Origin of the sequence: Candidatus Sulfotelmatobacter sp. (assembly GCA_036500765.1) — a bacterium.
In the GTDB taxonomy this organism is placed as follows: Bacteria; Acidobacteriota; Terriglobia; order Terriglobales; family Acidobacteriaceae; genus Sulfotelmatobacter.
Genome location: DASYBM010000017.1, coordinates 20089 through 36021, shown reverse-complemented (window position 1 = coordinate 36021; position 15933 = coordinate 20089). Strand labels below are relative to the sequence as shown.

The window sequence follows — 15933 nt, the reverse complement described above, 5'->3', positions numbered from 1 at the left end:
TGAGATAATTGAAGTTGATTAACGTTAATCAATTAACTCGGAGGGCCATAATGACTGTTTCAAAGTCGACGAAGAGCGTAGTACATCGAATTCCACTCACGAAAGCGCGCATTAATCTCGGCCAGGTCGTACGGCGTGCTCATATCAACCGCGAGTATTTTATTCTTGAGAAGGACGGCATTCCCGTCGCAGGGATCATGCACGTCGATGACCTGGAAGATTATTTGGACCAGCAGGATGGCGCGTTGAAGGAACAAATCAAGACTGGCCATCGGGACTACCTGGCTGGCAATGTGCGCGACGCAAGCGAATTCCTAGCCGAGCTACGGCGGCCGGTGAAAAAAGTGAAGCGGCAGACCTCTCGCTAGCGAGAAGCTTGGGATCGGTTTTGAGTCGTCAGACGCTCCGTTTCTCCGACCCAGTCGTATTGCTCGAATGGCGAGATGCTTTGAAAAAGCGACCAGTACGCTGTGTCGGCTCCTTTGTCGATCTTCATCTGGGCGTATGCTGCGACCGCGTCCGGGGCGATGACTTTGATCGTGATGCGTCTTGACGCGATCAAGGCGTCGCGTTCCGTAGGAACATCCCAACGACCGGTTCCGGGAAAGCCGTGCAAACATTGTTTCCAACTCTCTGGCGAATGCCCCCACTGCACGAAATGCTGGAGTTCGTGCGCGAAAGTCATCACAAAGAAAACGTCATCCCTAGGTAAGCACGCATATCCGGAGAGATAGACCAACGCGTCGCGCATTTCGCCATCTTCGTCGCAAACGTGCTCTTTCACATCGCGAGGACGACGCTCACGATTTCCCTTATTTCCCTTGAGGGGGAGGAATACGGCTGGAACTGACGGACAACACAGGTGCTCCGAATCGAGTTTGTCATCGAACCAGCAAAGAACTCGAGACGGAGGGAGTTCGAGCTCGCCCAACACCTTCAGACTGAGGTCATCCCATTTAGCCTTGAGTGGGCCCATTCGGTCGATCTGTGCTTTCGTAAGGTTCACCTCAACTCGAGTCCGCAAGCGCAGAGTTATTTCCCCGCTAGCTCTCTCTTCACAATCTCACTGACCATCTTCCCGTCCACGCGCATGCCGGCGGCGTTGAATCTGGCCATGGCGTTCTTCATGACTGTGCCCATATCTTTCATGGTTGGAGAGCCCATTTCGGCGATGGCGGCTTTTACGCCCGCGATTACTTCTGCTTCTCCGGCGGCTTTCGGGAGGTAGCTCTCGATCACGACGATTTCGGCGGCTTCTTTGTCGGCCATTTCCTGGCGTCCGCCTTTGGTGAATTGTTCGACGGATTCTTTGCGCTGCTTGATCAGCGTGGCCAGCACTGCTTGCGATTCTTTGTCGTCGAGTTCGGCCATTTTCTCGACTTTGCGGTTCATCAGCGCGCTCTTCACCATGCGCAGCGTGGATAGGCGCGCTTCGTCCTTGGCCTTCATGGCGGTGACGATGTCTTTCTGGATCTGTTCTACAAGAGTCATGATGGCGCAATTATAGCGGAGTGGTTTCGAGACAGAATTGATGTCGATTCTTACTTCTTAGTCAGTACCAAAAGCGAATCTCGTGCATCAGATGCCTAGGAGGAGAAATCCATGGGAAAAGTATCGATTTGGGCGCAACTCGAAGCCAAGCCCGGCAAAGAAAAAGAAGTAGAGGCATTCCTGAAGTCCGCGCAACCGCTGGCCGAAGCCGAGCCGGAGACTCTTACCTGGTATGCCATCAAGATGGGGCCGGGAAAGTATGGGATCTTCGATACCTTTGCCGACGAGAATGGCCGCAACGCTCATCTGAATGGCGAAATCGCCAAGGCTCTGTTTGCCAAGGCGGGAGAGCTTTTGGCTAAACCCCCCGAGATCGGTAAGCCCGAGATCCTTGCCTCGAAATAAGCACGCTCGACGTTAACACGCTTGACCTTAACACGAAAAGAACTCCCGCCTGCTCTTCACGATGCAGGCGGGGCGTGCCCTTATGGCCGCCTTCCGCTAAACTACTGAAGTAAACGCATTCCTCACGCCGGACTTCACTCATAGGGGCTTCCTCGAATATGTTGCGTAAGAATCGTCTTTTTACTCCGGGACCAACGCCGCTGTTGCCGGCGGCGCAGACGGCTATGGCTTCGTTTACGGCGCATCATCGGACTGCCGACTTCAAGGCGCTGTTTCAACGGGTACTGGCCGACATGAAGGAATTCATTGGCACGAAGAACGATGTGCTGGTGCTGGCTTGTTCGGGCACGGGCGTGATGGAGGCTTCGGTATCGAATTTGACGTCGCCGGGAGACAACGTGCTAGTGCTGACCGCCGGTAAGTTCGGTGAGCGCTGGACGGGACTGGCCAAGGCTTTTGGCTGCCATGTGGAAGTGCTGGAAGTGCCGTATGGCGAGACGTTCAATCTCGATGACGTTCGAGCGCGCGTAAATAACGCCACCCGCGCTGTCTTCGTGCAGGCGACGGAGAGTTCCACTGGGGCCCGGCATGACATTGAGGGGATCGCGAAGATTGTGCGGGCTCACGGCGCGGGTTCAGAAAACGAAACCCTGCTGGTCGTGGATGCAATCACGGGGCTAGGCACAACCCATCTCGATGTCGATGGCTGGGGCGTGGACGTGATTATTGGCGGATCGCAAAAGGCGCTGATGATGCCTCCGGGGCTGGCGTATTGCGCGGTGAGTGAGCGGGCATGGAAGACGATGGAGAAGACGACTTCACCGCGATATTATTTCGATCTGCGCAAGGAGCGGAAGTCGGCAGCGAAGGGCGAGACAGCGTACACTCCAGCAACGTCGTTGTTCGCGGCGTTGGGAGCGGCGCTGGAATTTGTGCGCGGCATGGGGAAGGGCGATCTGGCCAAGGGACGCGAAGAATTGGTCAACAATGCCGAGCTTTGCGCTGAGATGACCCGTGCCGGCGCGAAGGCGCTGGGATTGAAACTCTATGCGTCGTCCCCGGCGGCGGCGCTGACTGCGATCTGCGCGCCGGAGGGAGTCGATTCCGGCAAGATCGTGAAAGAGTTCCGTGAATCGTTCGACGCTGTCGTCGCCAACGGTCAGGGCGAAATGAAAGGCAAGCTATTTCGCGTCGCGCACATCGGGTATTACGACTATCTCGACACCATCGGCATTCTGGGCGCGCTCGAACATGTGCTTGCGAAAGTTACCGACCAAAGCGTGGAGTATGGCGTGGCGGTGCGGGCAGCACAGCAAGTCTATGCCCGCACCCAGCCGGGGAAGCGACAATTGGTCGGCGCCTGAAGCCCGCATATCGAGCCCTATTCGCGTAGCGCTGGGCCCGAACTAGTTGACCGTGAAGTCCATCGGCATCGAAGTCTCGGCCAACGTCCCGCCGGTTCCGTATATGCCTGTTCCCGCGGTGCCCGGGTTCGTAACGGTCACGCTGATAGTCCCCGAGGCGGCGATGGCCGACGCGGGAACTGCAACCATGAGTTGACTGGCACTCACGAAAGTTGTGTTCGCGGTTTGCGCGGTGCCATTCCAGTTCACCACCGCTTGGGTCCCGAAGTTGGTTCCGTTGACGGTCAAGGTGAAGGCCGCACCGCCTGCGGTGGCGCTGTTGGGCGCGAGTGCGGCGATGGTGGGCATGGTTCCAGCGACTGGCGGCGTAGTCTTGGAGCTATAACCGCAGGCGAATGTGAGGGTGATCTGTGCCAGGAGTGCGGCGACGAGCGCGGTTGTCTTGACGGGTTTCAGCATTGGTAAAGTTTTCATGGTTTTGTTCATAGTTGTTCTCCCTGGGGTCCAGCGAGAACAAGCTTAGAAACGTTGGTTGGGAGGAATGTCAGCGACTCGTCATTTTCCCGTCATTTGGTTGTCAGGCAGATTCTCCGTTTCGTGGGCGTATTGCGGTCCTTTTTCCGAAATTCCAAAAGCGCGAAGGACGCTGAGAAATGCTGCAAAGGTCGCCGAGAAAAATCGGCGGGCCGGCGGGCCGGTATCAAACGAATCCAAAGTCGTTTAAAGGAAATCATTCGTGAAGATCATCGTGGCGGAAAAGATTTCAGCATCAGCCGTGGCCGAACTACAGGAACCGGGATGGACCGTTCTGACTCCGGATCAGCTCGACGGCAAGTTGGAGCAGCAACTCGAAGACGCGGATGCGCTCATTGTGCGGTCTGCGGTCCAGGCCGATGCCAAGCTGCTGGAGCATGCGAAGAAGGTACGCGTGATTGGGCGAGCAGGCGTCGGAGTGGACAACATCGACCTCGAAGCGGCTACGCACAAAGGCATCGCGGTGATGAATACGCCGGGGGCCAATGCGGTCGCGGTGGCGGAGCAGACGCTGGGGATGATGCTGGCCATGGCACGGCATTTGTGCCGGGCCAACGCCCTGATGCACGCCGGCAGGTGGGAGAAGAAATCATTGCAGGGGACGGAACTGCGCGGGAAGACTATGGGCATTATCGGGCTGGGGCGCGTGGGCATGGAAGTGGCGCGGCGCGCACGCGCGTTCGGCATGGAACTTCTGGGGCACGATCCGTTTGTGTCGGTGGCCGTCGCGAAGGAGCAGGGCATTCGGCTGGCGGGGCTCGACGAGGTGTACGCGGTTGCCGACTATATTTCGCTGCACGTGGGGCTGACTCCGCAGACCGCCGGGATGATCAATGCAGCGTCAATCGCGAAAATGAAGAAGGGTGTGCGGCTGGTGAATTGCGCGCGCGGCGAGTTGGTGGATGAATCCGCTCTCGCGCAGGCGCTTCAGTCGAAGCACGTGGCAGCGGCGGCGATCGACGTATTTGCCGAGGAGCCGCCGACAAATTCCCCCCTCACCGCGCTGGAGAATGTATTGCTCACTCCACACGTGGGCGGGTCAACGGCTGAAGCGCAAGAAGCCGTCGGAGTGCAGATTGCGCAGCAGGTGAAGGAGTATCTGAAACACGGCGTGATTCAGAATGCCGTGAACGTGCCATCGGTCTCGGCCGAAGAATATGCGGCGATGTCGCCTTACATTGTGCTGGCGGAGCGCATGGGAGGATTTCTGGCGCAGGTATCGGAGGGAAGCATCGAGGAAATTTCGATCCGCTACGGCGGACACATTGCCGAGTGGAAGACGGAACTGATCCGCAATGGCGCGATCAAAGGCATTCTGAATCAGGCGCTGGAGGAAAAGGCGAACCTGGTGAACGCGGCCACGATTGCGGACGAGCGCGGACTGCGCGTCCTGGAATCGCATAAGGCGAAAGCCTCGACTGGCGGCGCGGGCAGCGTGCTCTCGATTTTTCTGAAGACGGCTACCGAAGAACACATCGTGAAGGGAGCGGTGCTCCATGGGGAAGCGCCGCGGTTGCTGCACGTGGATGGCATCGACGTAGAAGCTCCGCTGCAGCGCAGTCTGATTTATCTGCGCAATCGCGATGTGCCCGGAGTGATTGGCAGAGTGGGAACGATTCTGGGTGAGGAGTCGATCAACATTGCCGACTTTTCGCTGGGGCGGCGTTCTGTAGAAAAAGATCCTCAGGCAGAATCCGATCAGCCGCGTGAGGCGATTGCGGTGGTCCACGTCGACGGACGTGTGTCGGAGGAAGTGCTGGCCAAGCTGCGGACGATTCCGGCGGTGCAGGAGGCGAAGGCGGTGCGGCTGTTCTAGAAATGCGAGGGCGAGACGCCCTCGCGACAGCCGCCGAGACGGCGGAGCTACGACTCCGATTCTTCCCGCCGCAGTTTGCGGGTTTCGGCCAGCAGGGCCATGGAGTGCATCAGGTTTTGCAGGGTGACGATGCCGATCAGTCGCTGGTCTTCGACGACCGGAATGATGCTGGAATTGCGGGACGTAAGCTTACGGAAGGCCGAGCCGAGCGAGTCCTGGCGAAGCGAAACTTCAAAAATCTTATTCATCACAGCCTGTACATACCCATTGCCTTCCGCGCGCAGGGCGTCGAGGATTCGCTGCTTCGAAATCACGCCCACCATATCGCTGCCGCGAACTACCGGGAAATCATCCTGCAAAGAGTGGACAGCCTTTTCGAGCGCGTCTTCCAGAGTGTCGGCGGGAGAGAGCGTGGCGAAATCGGTGAGCATCACTTCTTCCAGGCGAACATTATCGAGTACGGATTGGAATACCAGGGCGCGTTCTTCTAGCTGAGCGGCCGAGAAGACGATGACGCCGACCATCGTCAGCCAGTTATCGCTGAACAGGCCGGCGATCATCAGGACCATGGCGATGGCGTTGCTGATGGAGACGGCACGCTGGGTGGCCGCGGAAAGATCCAGCTTGCGCGAGAACAGAGCGCGCAGGATGCGGCCGCCATCGAGAGGATAAGCGGGCATGAGATTCAAAACTGCCAGATAAAGGTTGGCCCACACCAGGCTGCGGGGCAGGTTGCGGGCCTGCAAAAATGGCCACTTCCACAGTTCAATATCGTTTCCGGAGGCGGTTACGGCGGATGCGGCAAGACAGGCAAGGGCAAGGCTCACCAGCGGTCCCACCAGGGCCAGGCGAATTTCACGCTTCCAGGCCAGCGCCGTTTGCGGCTTTTCATTGTTAGTGCTATTGCCCCCCTCACTTTTGTCGGCGCGCGATTCGTCGTAGACCACCACGCCAGTGAGCGGCAACAGGATCACGGCTTTCGGAATCATACCGAAGCGCCGTGCGGCCACCATGTGTCCACATTCATGGGCGCCCACGCAGGCCAGAAGGATTGCGACGATGGCTAGGTCGCGAGGCCCGGTCGCATTCCCGGCATGGGCTGCGTAATCGGTCCAGAAGATAAATAGGGCCAGTAGCGGGAACGTGAAATGAATGCGGACTTCAACGCCCAACAGTCGTCCAATCGGGATGGACCAGCTTCGCATCGGCCTTAGCTACTCTTATTCTACATGGATGGATATAGTGAGTGTGGGGACCCAAAGTACAGCTCCATGCGAGTGATCGCGGGAAAATATCGAAGCCGGCCGTTGCGGGCTCTACGCGGGATGGATGTGCGCCCCACGTCGGACAAGCTGCGGGAAACATTGTTCAATGTGCTGACGGCCGGAAACCCGGCTGCGCTCGAGGGCAGCGTGTGGCTGGATTTGTTCGCAGGAACCGGAGCGGTCGGAATCGAAGCCCTGAGCCGCGGCGCGAAAGAAGTGTATTTCGTGGAGCACACGATGGCGGCGGCGGACGCGATACGGCGCAATCTGGAAAGTCTGGGGGTTTCCGCTGGGTTCAAGATTTTGCAGGAGGAACTGCCGCGCGCCTTCTGGCGGATGGAGCGGCAGCATGTCGCGGCCGACGTGGTATTTATCGACCCTCCATATCGCTTGCAGGATTCCTATATGCAAACGCTGAGGGCGCTGGCTGATTCCTCGCTGGTATGGGCGATGTCAGTGGTGATTGCCGAACACGAAAAGAAATTCGATCCCGGAGAGGAATTCGGCCCGCTGCGCAGGTTTCGCCATTTGGCGCAGGGTGGTGCGGCCTTGAGCTTCTACCGCATGGGCAGTGCGGGCGATTTACGCGTGTGAAGCGCGAATTGCGATTACGGGCTACATGATTAAATCGTCGGACCGCCGCACGATCGGGTGCTGCATCTCTTGCAGGTCGTTTTTCACCATGTTCAAGCCATATACACATTCCTCGAAGTTGCGGGAGAGAGTGGCGAACAGGGGCGCGACTTTCGCGTATTCGAAGTGCTCGAACTTGGAAACGATGTAGTAACTTTCCTTGCCGGCCTTGACCCATTCGACGAAACTTTCCAGACGCTGGCGCCGCAGCCGAAAATGATTGATGCTTTCGGGAAACATGCCCGCCAGGAACAGCGCGTAGTCGCCGATGTGTTTGCGTACCTGGCGCTCGCGGTCAAAGGACGGCGCGGGGCCATAGACGGGATCGGATTCGAGCAGCATCTCGCCGACATCCGATAATGGACGATCCTGCGCACCGTGAATCTTGTAGAACTGGTCGGCTTCGCAGAACTCCGCCAGCAAATGAGAAACGTAGGCGACGATCTGCGGATCGCGAATGCCGATCTCCTCCGCGTAATGGCGCCCTACGAGATCCTGAAACAATTCTTGCAGCGGATGCGATTCCGGAATCATTTTCGACCTCCCCTGAACTCCCTAGCGGACACGGACTTTCAGTCACCTGCGTGAGTGATATCTCATGTCGATGTGTTACGCAAGTGACTTCTGTTTATCGGCATGATTCGTTTTTCCAATCAATTAGAAGAGAGCGAAGGGCGAGGGCGTTGTGCACGGAAACGATTAGAGCGCTGAGGGATTAGCTGTATTTGCTGGCACTCGGAGTGGCCGGCTGCCAATACCCGCCCGTCGATGAACACTTTCCGCGTATAAGTCGATGAACACTTTCCGCGTATAAAATGAACACCGTTACGGAGGAGTTTTCTATGCCAGCCCAAAAGTTGCAGCGGCAGAAGATTTCCAGCGGCACCAAGTGGGAACCCATTGTCGGTTACTCTCGTGCGGTGAAAGTCGGCTCTTATGTGCACGTGTCGGGGACGACCGCCACCGGTGTCGACGGAAAGATCGTAGGCGATGGCGATGTATATACGCAGGCGGTGCAGACGCTGAAAAACATTGAGAGTGCGCTTCAGAAAGCGGGCGCCGGCATGAAAGACGTGGTGCGAACGCGGATGTATGTGATCAATATCGCGGAATGGGAAAAGGTGGGAAAGGCGCATGGAGAATTTTTTCGCGATATCCGACCGGCGACGTCGATGGTCGAGGTGAGCGCGCTGATCTCCCCGGAGATTCTGGTGGAGATTGAGGCCGATGCGGTGGTGGGGGACTAACTCAACTTCAGAGTGTGGCTTCTCATCATGCCCGGCGACTGCGGACCTTCCGAACTGAGGCGAATCTGTTGTTTCATAAATTTCCTTGACAAGCGCCGGGCCGCGATCATAATGCGTCAATCCCGTTTAAGCGACGGAGGTGTTTATGAGCGTGCTGGATCTTTGTGATCGGGAAATTGCCGCGGTAGGTCTGGAAGCTACCGTCGCCGATGCGATTCATAAAATGCTGGACCATCATGTGGGCGCGGTCGCCGTGGTCGATAGCGAGTACCGGGTAGCGGGAATCTTCACCGAGCGCGATGTCCTGCGAAAAATGGCGCTCAGTCATGTGGATCCAAAGCTAACTTCGGTGCGCGAGCTGATGACCACTCCGGTTGAGATGGCCACGCGCGCCACCGGAGCCGGCGAGGCGCTCAGCATTATGCTGGAGCGGCACTTTCGCCATCTGCCCGTGGCTGACGACAACGGCAAGCTTCTGGGGATTCTCTCCATACGAAATCTGCTGGAGTGGCGAGTGGACGATCTCAGCCACGAACTCGATGCGCTCGAGCAGTATGTTTCCAATGATGGGCCGGGGGGCTAGGGCCTCAAGAAAGGGACTTCATGAGCATGGGTGTGAGCATCAGGAACGTGATGGCTGCCGTCGCGTTGGTTTTTTTGGGAACGGCGGCAATCGCCCAGACTCCACGCCACGTGGCGGTTCATGCGGGGTATCTGCTCGACCTGAAGACAGGAAAGCTGCTGCCCGATCAGACGCTCCTGATTGAAGACGGCCGAATCGTCGGCTCCGGTGCTGCCGCCGACGCCAGGATTCCCGCGGATGCATTCCGCATCGATCTGCCCGGTGCGACCGTGCTGCCGGGGTTGATCGACGCGCACACTCACCTGACCATGGAACCGAAGTTCGGCTACGAAACGCTGGCGATTTCAATTCCGCGGGAGGCTCTGATCGGCGCCAGGAACGCGCGAGTCACGCTGCTGGCGGGATTCACCACGGTCCGTAATGTGGGAGCGAGCGGCTTCACGGATGTCGCCCTGCGCGACGCCATCAATGCCGGGGACGTGCCCGGACCCAGAATGTTGGTCAGCGGCCCTCTCATCGGCATTACCGGCGGACATTGCGACAACAATATGTTGCCTTACGAATATCACGCCGTGGGCGATGGCGTCGCCGACGGCATCGCAGAGGTGCAACACAAAGTTCGCGAGAACATCAAGTATGGAGCGGATCTGATCAAGATTTGCGCGACGGGAGGCGTGCTGTCACTGGGTGACAATCCGCAGGCCTCGCAATATACGCTGGAGGAAATGAAGGCGATTGTGGCCGACGCGCACCGGTTGGGCCGCAAAGTGGCTGCGCACGCCCATGGGGCGCAGGGAATTCTCTGGGCAACAGAGGCCGGTGTGGATTCCATCGAACACGGGTCTTACATTGACGATGCCGGTATCGCGGCGATGAAGGAGCACGGCACGTATCTGGTGCCGACTCTGTATCTGGGCGACTGGATGATCGACAATGCAGGGTTGACGCGCCTACCCCCGCCGCTGCTGGCCAAGGCGAAAGAGGTAATTCCGGCCGCGCGCAAGAATATTGCGCACGCGTTTGCCAGCGGAGTGAAAGTTGCGTTTGGAACGGATGCGGCGGTGTATCCGCATGGCCTGAACGCGCACGAATTCGCGGTAATGGTGCGGCTGGGTCTAACGCCTCTTCAGGCGATTCAGGCCGCGACCGTGAATGCCGCCGATCTGCTGGGATGGACGGGCAAGGTTGGCAGCCTGGAGCCGGGCGCGTGGGCCGATATCGTCGCCGTAGATGGCGATCCGGTGAAGGACGTGACGACCCTCGAGCACGTGAAGTTTGTGATGAAGGGCGGCGAGGTGGTGAAGAACGAGTACGGGAAGTAAGCCTCGCGCGCTTCAGCGGAAATACTCGAGCAAAGCTTTGAACGTTTCCTGCTTACGCTTGGCTCCAATGTCGACATCTGCGGCTTCGGTTGCCTCGCGGTCCAATTGCCTGATCGGGGGACCCTTGTGATGAGGCGGTCTGGCGATGGAGAAGGTCATCAACTGCTGGAGATCTTCGCCATGGCAAAGTGCGCACCGCGTTCGCAGCCGGACTTGCACCGGCTCCCGGATTTCGGGTTTTTGCCCTGGCATTATCTGGCCTTCCGCAAACTCGTAGCTGCCACCATTGCTCAGGTATGCCGGAGTCCGCTCGTCTTCCAGTACCAGACCGCCTGAGTTCGGGTCTTCGCTATACAATTTGCGGCTGATTTCGGCCTCTTTGACGCTGGCTTTGATTTTGCCTTCGGGAGTCCGTTCGAAGAGTCTTGTCTGAGCATCGACGACAAGCCTAGTTGGCCGCAGATCGCCGTGCGAGTCGACCAAGAGCAGTTGGATGACGAGCGCCACGCCTGCCAGACTGGTTACATTCTGGGGATCGTCGGCCAGGGAGTTCAGAAACTTCTTCATATTGCGCGGTGGATGGTCCGGTTTCAGAAACACTCGACTGACTTTTCGAAATCCGGCCGCGTCATCGTGCGCCCGCGGCATGAACCACTCGATCTCCGTCCATCCGCTATCTTTCCCGAATACATCGGGCAACGATTGTCGCCGTGCCACGGCAGAGTAGTTTTCCGGCAGTGCGCCGATCTCGGCGGGAGTGAGAGCGATCTTTCGGATGAAATGCCCGATCAGATCGAGCGCTGACATCCTTCTTACGCCCAGAAGTTTCTCATCATCGGGGAGCAGTGGGAAGAAAAACTCGTCATACGCTCCCCATAAATCATTCTGCATCAACGCCCGCGCCACCGCGCTGCGAGGAGAGTCATCGTCGAGAGCGGCTTTCAGGGACTTCGTGAATCTCGAATACGCCGGGTCGCGCAACACCAGCATGCCGCCGAAACCCACAAAAAAAGTTGGATACAACGGCTCGATGGCGCGATCGCCGATTTCATCCTTTTCGAACACCTGTCGGCTGACCGAAATGCGTTCGCCTGGGTCAAGGAAAGGCGCGCCTTCCGGAAAATCCGGCGAGAGGCGAACCGCCAGGCGTCGCGAAAAAAGAAAATAGAAGATCTGGTTCCAGGGATCGTCGGGCCGCCTCGAATAGATCAGACTCGGGGCATCCGGCAGGGTCACGCGTGGAAGGTCTGCCGGCGCACCCTGCGCCAGCGAGGGTCGAGTGCAAATCGGCAGAACAGTTAGAAAGACAGCGAGAAGACAGCGCGATCTTTGAAGCATACTGGCCAACGCCATAAGAACCTCCACGGTCATCGCGAGGGCCCAACTTTGCCACCAAGGTATCTCATCAGCGACGGCTTGGCTATCGCTTCGCCTGCTCGGTGACCCAGTCTGTCCAGTAGGCGGAGGCGCCGCTGGAGAGTAACTCTGCCTTGTCTTCTACCGCATCTACAAAATTTTCCAGCATGGGATAGTGCAGGTTGGTATGCGTCGGGAGAGTTTCTCGGCTGCCAGGCTCGCTGGTGCTGGACCGGCTGGCGTTGGACCCGAGGTCGGTGGAAAGGATGAGATCGGGGCCATTCAGCGGGCTCAGTTCCATCTCGCCATCGGTGCCGCGGATGCGGCATTCATCGCGCGGCACTTTTGAATGCCAGCGAACGTCGACGATCCCGCGGACCCCGCCTGCGTATTCGATCATGACAGTCGCGTTGTCTTCCACCGCGTAATGATGGACCACGTTCGAGAGCTGTCCGCTGGCCCGCAGCGGCTGGCCGAATAGAAAATTCAGAACGTCGATGCGGTGCGAGGCGATGTCGAATAGAGGTCCGCCTCCGGCTTTCGCGGGATCGACCAGCCAACTGCGGCTGCCTCGTCCGTCGAACCACATGTGGCAGGAGAGTTCGGCGAGAACTGGTTTGCCGATTACGCCCGCTGCGAGCAACGTTTTCGCACGCTGGACTTTGGGATAGCAGCGACGGTAGTACGCTACTCCGAAAGTCTTACCGCTTTCTTTGGCGGCTTGCAGCATTGTGCGAGCCTCGGGCTCGTTCATCGCCAGCGGCTTTTCGCAGAGTACGTGCTTGCCGGCTCGTAGCGACTGGATTGTTTGAGGCGCGTGCAGGAAGACCGGAGTGCCGACGTAGACGGCTTGGACGGCATTGTCGGCGAGAGCTTGGTCGAGAGTCGGCCAGACGCGCACGTCATCAGAGGAAATGTAGGGCGCCGCCTTCGCGGGATCGCGGGTTACGAGGCCGTAGAGGCGGCTGCGCGGCTCGGCTTGAATCGCCGGGATGACCCGGCGGATCGTGATGTCGCCGATTCCGACTACGAGCCAGTTGAGCATGACGCCTTTTTGAAACGACTATCGCTACAAGAACTGCGAAGACTCATGCAGCTTTCGACGCGGCGGGCGAGACGCCCGCCGGACAGCCGGCAAGATGCCGGCACTACGAAAGTAAATAACAAAGGCCGGCTTTACGCCGGCCTCGAATCACTTTCAACGCACAACTACTTCTTCGGCGCGATTGCGTCTTTTGCGGCTTTGGCGACACGGAATTTCACAACGGTCTTCGCCTTGATCTGGATCGGTTCGCCGGTCTGCGGGTTGCGTCCCACGCGAGCCTTGCGGTGCGCCTTAACCAGACGGCCGAGGCCGGGCACAACGAAGATGCCGTTCTTCTTGGTTTCTTTGATCGCGGTGTCGGCCAGATGCTCCAGGAACGAAGCCGCGGTCTTGTTGGGAAGCTCGGTTTTCTCGGCGAGATGCCGAATGAGCTGGGTCTTGGTCAATCCTGCTGCCATATGTGTTCTCCTCGACAAAAATCGGTTTAATACCAGCGGGGCTTATCTTATACCTTAACGGCTGTGGAAATCACCTTATTTTATAAGGGTTTTCTTAGTGGTAGACGCGGAAGCGGGCATGTCTACAGCACTTTCTTTGCATGCTAATGGCGGCAGGCGCATAGGATGCGTACCAACGTGGTAACCGGGAAAAGCGATTTCAGATTTGGCGAGTTCGGATTGCAGATTGAAAAATGAAGCACGATTCTCAATCTGAAATCCGCAATCTTCAATCTGAAAATCCGCTGGGGTGCCATAATGCTTGCAGGAGCCTCGATTTTGGTCTGCGCGATTTGTGAGATTCGCAAAGAGAAACGCTTTTGTCCCGCAGTGCACGGACGCATTTGCGCCCAATGCTGTGGCGAGCAGCGCGAGGTAACGCTGGATTGTCCGAGCGACTGCCCTTATCTGGTGCAGGCGCGCGCACACGAGAAGCCGCGCACTGCCGACCAGGTAGACCCCTCAGGACTATTTCTACAGATCGAAATTTCCGACCAGTTCATGTATGAGAAAGAACATCTGCTGCTGGGGCTGACCTATGCGCTGGCCAAGGCCGCGCGGTCGGATCGCGGGGTGCACGATCAGGACTTGATCGCCACGCTTTCGGCATTGGTAAAACGCTATGAGCGGCTGGCGAATTCAGGATTGCACTACGAGCAACCGCTGACCAACAATGCTCAGCGCAGAGTTGCGGGTGAGGTTGAGACCATGGTGAAGGAGTATCGCGAGGCGGAGCAGAAGCACGCCGGTTATTCGAGCTTGCGTGATTCAGATGTGCTGAAGGCGCTGGTGTTTCTGGTGCGACTGGCGCAAGGGCATACGACGGGGCGGCCAAAATCGCGAGCGTTTGTCGAGTTTCTGTTTGCCCAGTTCCCTGAAAGAGAAGAGGCGGTCGTCGTACCCGCAGAGACGGGGAGCCGGATTATCCTGCCCTGAGCCGTCGTCGGTCGTTAGTCGTTATTTGTTAGTCGTTGGCCCGTACGCGGCGAACGGTCTGCCCCGGGGGCAATCTATCGAGCAGTTCCTGAATTGTTTTCTTCAGTAGCGGGTGAACGACGTCCGGAGCGATTTCGCCCAGAGGCTCCAGGACAAAACGGCGGTGGTGCATTGCGGGGTGGGGAATTTTCAAGTCGGGCGTGTCGATTACCATGTCGCCAGCCAGCAAGATGTCAATGTCGATGGTGCGCGGGCCTTTGCTCCGGACTCGTCCCCGCCCCATCTGCTGCTCGATGTGGAGAATCCTCGCCATCAAATGCCCGGGATTTTCGATCGTTTCGAAAGCCACGGCGCAGTTCAAGAACCAAGCCTGATCGGTGACTTCGACCGGTTCGGTTTCATAGAACGAAGAAACCAAAACAATACGACCGATCGTTTGCAGCCGTTCCAGGGCCTCGCGCAGGTGGGCTCGGCGATCTCCCATGTTCGAACCGAGCGAAAGATACAAGACGCAGCTTGTCATCAAAGGTTAGGCCCGAAAGTTTGGGCACGCTGTTCCGTTGTACTCCGCTCCCTTTACTCCGCACAATATTGGGTTTCGGGATCCTGGCATTTAGAACTGGTGTGGTCGACGAAGGGTCCATGACCTTGGTCACTATCGTTCATCGGGGTTGAACTTTAAAATTGCGCTATGACGCTGGACTCCCTCATCTTGAGCCAAGACCCGGAATTGGTGCGCGTGATCCGGCCGACCCTCGAGCAACTGTCGATCGATGTAGAGATCTGTCATGAGGCCCGAGCAGGCGCCGACATTCTGATTACCGACAAGTTCGATGCGGTGATTGTGGATTGCGACGATCTCAACGGGGGGCTGGCGGTGTTGCAGGGTTTGCGAAGCACGCCCAGCAACAGGAACTCCGTCGCCTTCGCTGTGCTGAACGGGCATCGAACCACCATGCAGGACGCCTTCGGCATGGGTGCAAATTTTGTTCTTCAGAAACCGATCAGCTCGATCAACGCGGCCCGTTGCTTTCACGCAGCGCTGAATTTCATGATCAAGGAGCGTCGCCGCTACTTCCGCCAGCCGGTAAAAATGCTGGTGAAACTGGTCTACGAAGGGAAAACTCTGAATGCGACCAGCACCAACATCAGCGAAGGCGGCCTGGCGCTGATGTTGCGAGAGGCTCCCCCAAAAGGCGCGGCGCCGCATCTGAAGTTCACTCTCCCCAACTCCAGCATTCATATCGATGTGGCGGCGGAGGTAGCCTGGGTGGACGTGAAAGGTCTGGCTGGCTTCCGTTTTCACGACTTCGCTGAAAGTTCCAAACAAAAACTGGAAAAGTGGCTTGACGATCAGATCGAACAGAAATTTCCGGGCACAAAAGAGCGCGTGGCTGCCGCGGAATCCGAAACGCCCCGCTAAGCGCACTCCCGCAGCT

19 protein-coding genes are annotated in these 15933 nt (G+C 57.9%); 10 read left to right on the top strand and 9 right to left on the bottom strand.

From position 1 onward, the window contains the following. Positions 1-50: 50 nt before the first annotated feature. A complete protein-coding gene (locus VGM18_20480; GenBank protein HEY3975388.1) occupies positions 51-368 on the top strand; it encodes a type II toxin-antitoxin system Phd/YefM family antitoxin in 318 nt (105 codons plus the stop codon). Here the strand turns inward: VGM18_20480 and VGM18_20475 are convergent. Together VGM18_20475 and VGM18_20470 are read right to left on the bottom strand one after the other, a co-directional pair. Continuing rightward, positions 365-976: a hypothetical protein gene (locus VGM18_20475; protein HEY3975387.1), complete on the bottom strand. Its 612-nt coding sequence runs from the start codon at positions 974-976 to the stop codon at positions 365-367. The two genes, VGM18_20480 and VGM18_20475, sit on opposite strands and share 4 nt — an antisense overlap. A 56-nt stretch (positions 977-1032) precedes the next feature. Next, entirely contained in the window at positions 1033-1491 is a 459-nt protein-coding gene (locus VGM18_20470; protein HEY3975386.1) for a GatB/YqeY domain-containing protein, read from the bottom strand. A gap of 111 nt (positions 1492-1602) precedes the next feature. Between VGM18_20470 and VGM18_20465 the strand changes: the two genes are divergently transcribed. Together VGM18_20465 and VGM18_20460 are read left to right on the top strand one after the other, a co-directional pair. After that, positions 1603-1896, top strand: a complete 294-nt coding sequence (locus VGM18_20465) for an antibiotic biosynthesis monooxygenase (GenBank protein ID HEY3975385.1) — start codon at positions 1603-1605, stop codon at positions 1894-1896. 158 nt (positions 1897-2054) lie between these two features. Beyond that, complete coding sequence (locus tag VGM18_20460; protein ID HEY3975384.1) at positions 2055-3260, top strand: alanine--glyoxylate aminotransferase family protein; 1206 nt, start codon at positions 2055-2057, stop codon at positions 3258-3260. Between the two features lie 42 nt (positions 3261-3302). Here VGM18_20460 and VGM18_20455 read toward each other — a convergent pair whose 3' ends face one another. Continuing rightward, positions 3303-3734: an IPT/TIG domain-containing protein gene (locus tag VGM18_20455; GenBank protein ID HEY3975383.1), complete on the bottom strand. Its 432-nt coding sequence runs from the start codon at positions 3732-3734 to the stop codon at positions 3303-3305. A 262-nt stretch (positions 3735-3996) separates the two neighbouring features. Between VGM18_20455 and serA the strand changes: the two genes are divergently transcribed. Further along, positions 3997-5610 (top strand): phosphoglycerate dehydrogenase, encoded by a 1614-nt coding sequence (gene serA, locus VGM18_20450; GenBank protein HEY3975382.1) that lies wholly within the window; start codon positions 3997-3999, stop codon positions 5608-5610. A 47-nt stretch (positions 5611-5657) separates the two neighbouring features. On the opposite strand, the gene VGM18_20445 is transcribed toward serA, so the two are convergent. Beyond that, entirely contained in the window at positions 5658-6815 is a 1158-nt protein-coding gene (locus VGM18_20445; GenBank protein ID HEY3975381.1) for a site-2 protease family protein, read from the bottom strand. Between the two features lie 66 nt (positions 6816-6881). Here VGM18_20445 and rsmD point away from each other — a divergent pair, with 66 nt between their 5' ends. After that, positions 6882-7469 (top strand): 16S rRNA (guanine(966)-N(2))-methyltransferase RsmD, encoded by a 588-nt coding sequence (gene rsmD, locus VGM18_20440; protein ID HEY3975380.1) that lies wholly within the window; start codon positions 6882-6884, stop codon positions 7467-7469. Positions 7470-7490: 21 nt separating this feature from the next. Here rsmD and VGM18_20435 read toward each other — a convergent pair whose 3' ends face one another. Continuing rightward, positions 7491-8042: a hypothetical protein gene (locus tag VGM18_20435; protein ID HEY3975379.1), complete on the bottom strand. Its 552-nt coding sequence runs from the start codon at positions 8040-8042 to the stop codon at positions 7491-7493. Positions 8043-8350: 308 nt separating this feature from the next. Here VGM18_20435 and VGM18_20430 point away from each other — a divergent pair, with 308 nt between their 5' ends. The 3 genes from VGM18_20430 to VGM18_20420 all read left to right on the top strand — a co-directional run bounded on the left by VGM18_20430 (position 8351) and on the right by VGM18_20420 (position 10660). After that, entirely contained in the window at positions 8351-8755 is a 405-nt protein-coding gene (locus VGM18_20430) for a RidA family protein (protein ID HEY3975378.1), read from the top strand. 145 nt (positions 8756-8900) lie between these two features. After that, a complete protein-coding gene (locus tag VGM18_20425) occupies positions 8901-9338 on the top strand; it encodes a CBS domain-containing protein (GenBank protein HEY3975377.1) in 438 nt (145 codons plus the stop codon). Between the two features lie 20 nt (positions 9339-9358). Then, positions 9359-10660 carry an amidohydrolase family protein gene (locus tag VGM18_20420; GenBank protein ID HEY3975376.1) on the top strand — a complete coding sequence of 434 codons (1302 nt, stop codon included), beginning with the start codon at positions 9359-9361 and terminating at the stop codon, positions 10658-10660. Between the two features lie 12 nt (positions 10661-10672). Here VGM18_20420 and VGM18_20415 read toward each other — a convergent pair whose 3' ends face one another. The 3 genes from VGM18_20415 to VGM18_20405 form a co-directional block, all read right to left on the bottom strand. Beyond that, positions 10673-12013, bottom strand: coding sequence for a hypothetical protein (locus VGM18_20415; GenBank protein HEY3975375.1), 1341 nt, complete (start codon positions 12011-12013; stop codon positions 10673-10675). 67 nt (positions 12014-12080) lie between these two features. Then, complete coding sequence (locus VGM18_20410; protein ID HEY3975374.1) at positions 12081-13061, bottom strand: Gfo/Idh/MocA family oxidoreductase; 981 nt, start codon at positions 13059-13061, stop codon at positions 12081-12083. Positions 13062-13225: 164 nt separating this feature from the next. Then, on the bottom strand, positions 13226-13519 hold the full coding sequence (locus tag VGM18_20405; protein ID HEY3975373.1) for an HU family DNA-binding protein: 294 nt from the start codon (positions 13517-13519) through the stop codon (positions 13226-13228). 297 nt (positions 13520-13816) lie between these two features. Between VGM18_20405 and VGM18_20400 the strand changes: the two genes are divergently transcribed. Further along, positions 13817-14494, top strand: coding sequence for a hypothetical protein (locus VGM18_20400; protein HEY3975372.1), 678 nt, complete (start codon positions 13817-13819; stop codon positions 14492-14494). 28 nt (positions 14495-14522) lie between these two features. Here VGM18_20400 and folK read toward each other — a convergent pair whose 3' ends face one another. Beyond that, on the bottom strand, positions 14523-15017 hold the full coding sequence (gene folK, locus VGM18_20395) for a 2-amino-4-hydroxy-6-hydroxymethyldihydropteridine diphosphokinase (GenBank protein HEY3975371.1): 495 nt from the start codon (positions 15015-15017) through the stop codon (positions 14523-14525). A gap of 168 nt (positions 15018-15185) precedes the next feature. Between folK and VGM18_20390 the strand changes: the two genes are divergently transcribed. Beyond that, positions 15186-15917: a PilZ domain-containing protein gene (locus VGM18_20390; GenBank protein ID HEY3975370.1), complete on the top strand. Its 732-nt coding sequence runs from the start codon at positions 15186-15188 to the stop codon at positions 15915-15917. The last annotated feature ends 16 nt before the right edge of the window (positions 15918-15933 follow it).

Excerpts from the sequence above, each read along its gene's own strand:
- VGM18_20455 (HEY3975383.1), bottom strand. The coding sequence starts at position 3,734 with ATGAAAACTTTACCAATGCTGAAACCCGTCAAGACAACCGCGCTCGTC.
- VGM18_20420 (HEY3975376.1), top strand. The coding sequence starts at position 9,359 with ATGAGCATGGGTGTGAGCATCAGGAACGTGATGGCTGCCGTCGCGTTG.
- VGM18_20410 (HEY3975374.1), bottom strand. The coding sequence starts at position 13,061 with ATGCTCAACTGGCTCGTAGTCGGAATCGGCGACATCACGATCCGCCGG.
- VGM18_20460 (HEY3975384.1), top strand. The coding sequence starts at position 2,055 with ATGTTGCGTAAGAATCGTCTTTTTACTCCGGGACCAACGCCGCTGTTG.
- VGM18_20465 (HEY3975385.1), top strand. The coding sequence starts at position 1,603 with ATGGGAAAAGTATCGATTTGGGCGCAACTCGAAGCCAAGCCCGGCAAA.
- VGM18_20445 (HEY3975381.1), bottom strand. The coding sequence starts at position 6,815 with ATGCGAAGCTGGTCCATCCCGATTGGACGACTGTTGGGCGTTGAAGTC.
- VGM18_20475 (HEY3975387.1), bottom strand. The coding sequence starts at position 976 with ATGGGCCCACTCAAGGCTAAATGGGATGACCTCAGTCTGAAGGTGTTG.
- VGM18_20425 (HEY3975377.1), top strand. The coding sequence starts at position 8,901 with ATGAGCGTGCTGGATCTTTGTGATCGGGAAATTGCCGCGGTAGGTCTG.
- VGM18_20435 (HEY3975379.1), bottom strand. The coding sequence starts at position 8,042 with ATGATTCCGGAATCGCATCCGCTGCAAGAATTGTTTCAGGATCTCGTA.
- VGM18_20480 (HEY3975388.1), top strand. The coding sequence starts at position 51 with ATGACTGTTTCAAAGTCGACGAAGAGCGTAGTACATCGAATTCCACTC.
- folK (HEY3975371.1), bottom strand. The coding sequence starts at position 15,017 with ATGACAAGCTGCGTCTTGTATCTTTCGCTCGGTTCGAACATGGGAGAT.
- VGM18_20415 (HEY3975375.1), bottom strand. The coding sequence starts at position 12,013 with ATGGCGTTGGCCAGTATGCTTCAAAGATCGCGCTGTCTTCTCGCTGTC.
- VGM18_20390 (HEY3975370.1), top strand. The coding sequence starts at position 15,186 with ATGACGCTGGACTCCCTCATCTTGAGCCAAGACCCGGAATTGGTGCGC.
- VGM18_20430 (HEY3975378.1), top strand. The coding sequence starts at position 8,351 with ATGCCAGCCCAAAAGTTGCAGCGGCAGAAGATTTCCAGCGGCACCAAG.
- VGM18_20400 (HEY3975372.1), top strand. The coding sequence starts at position 13,817 with ATGCTTGCAGGAGCCTCGATTTTGGTCTGCGCGATTTGTGAGATTCGC.
- rsmD (HEY3975380.1), top strand. The coding sequence starts at position 6,882 with ATGCGAGTGATCGCGGGAAAATATCGAAGCCGGCCGTTGCGGGCTCTA.
- VGM18_20405 (HEY3975373.1), bottom strand. The coding sequence starts at position 13,519 with ATGGCAGCAGGATTGACCAAGACCCAGCTCATTCGGCATCTCGCCGAG.
- VGM18_20470 (HEY3975386.1), bottom strand. The coding sequence starts at position 1,491 with ATGACTCTTGTAGAACAGATCCAGAAAGACATCGTCACCGCCATGAAG.